This is a genomic window from Actinosynnema sp. (genome assembly GCF_052038725.1).
Window position 1 is genome coordinate 1 of sequence record NZ_JBQGCX010000175.1, and the last position, 2,794, is coordinate 2,794.

The following is a 2,794-nucleotide window of genomic DNA, read 5'->3' on the forward strand; positions in this document are numbered from 1 at the left end:
CGCTCCTGCGCAGGAGCGGGCCCTCGTCTGCTCGTGGTTCAGCGCTGGTGCTCAGCGCTCGTGGTTCAGCGCACCGGGCGCCGCGCGCCGGGGGCCTCCACGTCCACGGGCTGGGTGCGGGTGGGCCTGGTGTCGCCGCCCTGGGTCTGCACCGGGCGGGTGTCGCCGGACCGGGCGTCGGGCTTGCCCGCGTTGACCTTGGCGGGATCGATCGTCGGGTCCATGGCCTCGACCCTGGGCTTGGGCACGTCGCGCTCCGGGGCCGGGTGGTGCAGCGTCGGCTGGTCGAAGCGGTTGCCCCGGACGGTGTCGTCGTGGATCTCGGGCTGGTGCGCGGGCTCGTCCACGACGATCTTGCGGCGGGCCGGGAGGATCGCGATGACCAGACCGGCGATCGCCAGGCCCGCGTGCAGGCCGTTGTCGGCGTTGTTGATCGCCAGCGGGTTGCCGAGGCCGGCGACCGGGTTGACCGACAGCACGCCGGTGATCATCAGGCCCCACGCGGTGACCGCGCCGTAGGCCAGCAGGACGATCCAGCCGTAGAGGCGCGACAGCGCGGAACCGCTCGCCATGAGCAGGCCCAGGACGCCGGTCGCCAGGTGGACGGTGTTGTGGAGCGGGTTGACGTGGAAGCCGAAGACCTCGGCGTGCCCCTCACCCGCGAAGTCGCCAAAGCCGGTGCGGACGAAGCCCACGACGCCGGCGGCCAGGAGCAGGACGGCCAGCAGGGCGGTGAGGACTTGGGCCGGTTGCAGACCTGCGACCTTGACGCGACCGGGGGCGGTTCCGGTGGTGGTCGAGTGGGTCATCACGCCCTCCGTGGGACCGTGAGCCCGCTCGTCGGGCTCAGGACGACCTACGACTACCCCCGGCTCGCGAAGGACAAACTTCTCCGGTTCTTCGAAGTGGAGCGAGAAATCTTCCAGGCGATCCCCGGAAATGCTTCAACCATTTTTCGGGGTTTTCCGTAGGGGTTTTCCGGGGATTTCCGCGAGGCGGTGGGAGCGGAGTTCACGGAACCGCTCCCACCCCGCCCGACCAGGAGTTCCAGCGTCGGGCGCGCGCAGGTCCCGCCGTGGTCAGGACCCGTCCGACCCACCCCATGTGAGGCCGGGACGCCGGCACGCCGCCGTTGCCCGAACGGCGGCGTCGAGTTCGATTCCCACCCGTCGATCATCCACTCGGCCGGACCCGCCGTCAAAGCGTTTACCGGGGTCAGGAGATCAGGTAGGCGTTGCCCGCGAGCAGCGACTCCTGGCGCGGGATCAGCACCTCGGTCAGGCCGGGCGGGCTGAACGGGACCACCTGGCCGAGCACCCCGACCACCTGGGCGCCGGGCACCACCAGCTCGTCGCCGACCAGCTCGGAGGGCACCCGGTCGTGGACGCCCTGGGGCTGGTGCGCGTACTCGCCCGCGACCTGGAACGGGCCCCAGCCGAGCGCGGCGCCCTCCCGCGCGGACGCGATCAGGTCCCGGTCCGCCGGGCCCCAGTCGGCGCGGATCCGCAGGTCGCGGACGGCGAGGAAGGCCGTGGTCAGCAGCGGCCACCAGGACCGGGAGTTGTCGCCGCGCAGCCCCTGGGACAGCTCGCCGGGCCCCATGCCGGGCACCTCCCAGCCGGGCATCCCGAGCAGCAGGAACTGCAACCACGGGCGGTAGACGGCCACCGAGGTGAACTCGAACGTGAGCTCCATTCCCTCGATCGGGGTGTCGGAGTGGACGCGCTCGGCGCCCCGCGACCAGATGCCGTCGGCGATGCCGGTGTGCCACGCCCAGGCGTCGGCCTCGGCCTGGCCCACCCGCCCGACCGCCTCGGCCCCGTACCGCGCGCTCCCCCACACGCCGCCGCCGACCGCCCAGTCCGCGGGGATCAGCTCGGACAGCCGCGTCGGCACCCCGTCGAGGTCCAGCTCGGCGCTCGCGAACCGCTCGCGGGCGTCGGCGAACGCGCGCGCGACCACGTTGCGCGTGGTGGTGGCCAGGGTCGCCAGCTCCTGCCTGATCTCCCGGCCGCCGTCCCGCTCCATCTGCAGGAACACCCGCCTGACCAGGTCGAACTCCTCCTCCGCGAGCTCGCCGTGCTGGCGGGCGTGGTTGTGCGCGGCGCGGGCGTTGTCGTGGTCGACGGCGTGCCGCAGGTAGGCGCGGTACGCGTCGGTGGGCACGGTGTGGGTGCGGCAGTCGGCGGAGGCGGGGTCGGCGACCTCCTCGGCGCGGTGCAGGGCGCGGTAGGCGCGCTCGTAGCGGGCCTCCTGGTCGTGGTCCGCCTCGCCGACCTGGAGCTCCGCGTCGACCACGAAGCCGTAGACCTCCTCGAGGCGGTGGCCGGGGGAGGTGTAGGCGGTGTCGGCCTTCGGGACGTCGCCGACGACGGAGGCGATGCGGCGGGCGGTCGCGGTGCCGCCCGCGCGGTGGTCGGGGGACCAGGCGTCGGTGAAGTCCTGCGGGCGGGCGGCCCAGCCGGGCAGGCACAGGGACAGGATCGTGTTGCGCAGGTTGCGCGGCGGTTGGACGGCCGGGTTGTCGGAGGGCGCGGTGAACGCGTCGAACAGACCGCGGTTCACGGTGTACGCGGCCCGGTTGCTCTGTTGGGGGTCCACCCCCCAACGCTGTGCACCGCCGGGCCGCCCGGCCACCGCAGCGGGCGGTGGTCCACCCGATCGTGTCCCGGTCTCCGCTCTGGAGACCGGGACGCGCCGGGGTCACACTGGGACGGACACGAACGTCCTGCCGTCGAAGTCGCGCACCTCGACGGCGGCGACCTCCTCGGGGGCGATCAGGGCCGAGCCGTCC

At 73.3% G+C, this 2,794-nt stretch carries 2 protein-coding genes; both read right to left on the reverse strand.

From position 1 onward, the window contains the following. Positions 1-65: 65 nt before the first annotated feature. The gene (locus ACTUAL_RS03265; RefSeq protein ID WP_440899221.1) at positions 66-809 is read right to left on the reverse strand and encodes a DUF4383 domain-containing protein; all 744 of its coding nucleotides are present in this window, start codon (positions 807-809) and stop codon (positions 66-68) included. Between the two features lie 406 nt (positions 810-1,215). Further along, on the reverse strand, positions 1,216-2,601 hold the full coding sequence (locus tag ACTUAL_RS03270) for a hypothetical protein (RefSeq protein WP_440899222.1): 1,386 nt from the start codon (positions 2,599-2,601) through the stop codon (positions 1,216-1,218). Positions 2,602-2,794: the final 193 nt, after the last annotated feature.

Coding starts and splice junctions, on each gene's coding strand:
- ACTUAL_RS03265 (WP_440899221.1), bottom strand. CDS start 809: ATGACCCACTCGACCACCACCGGAACCGCCCCCGGTCGCGTCAAGGTC.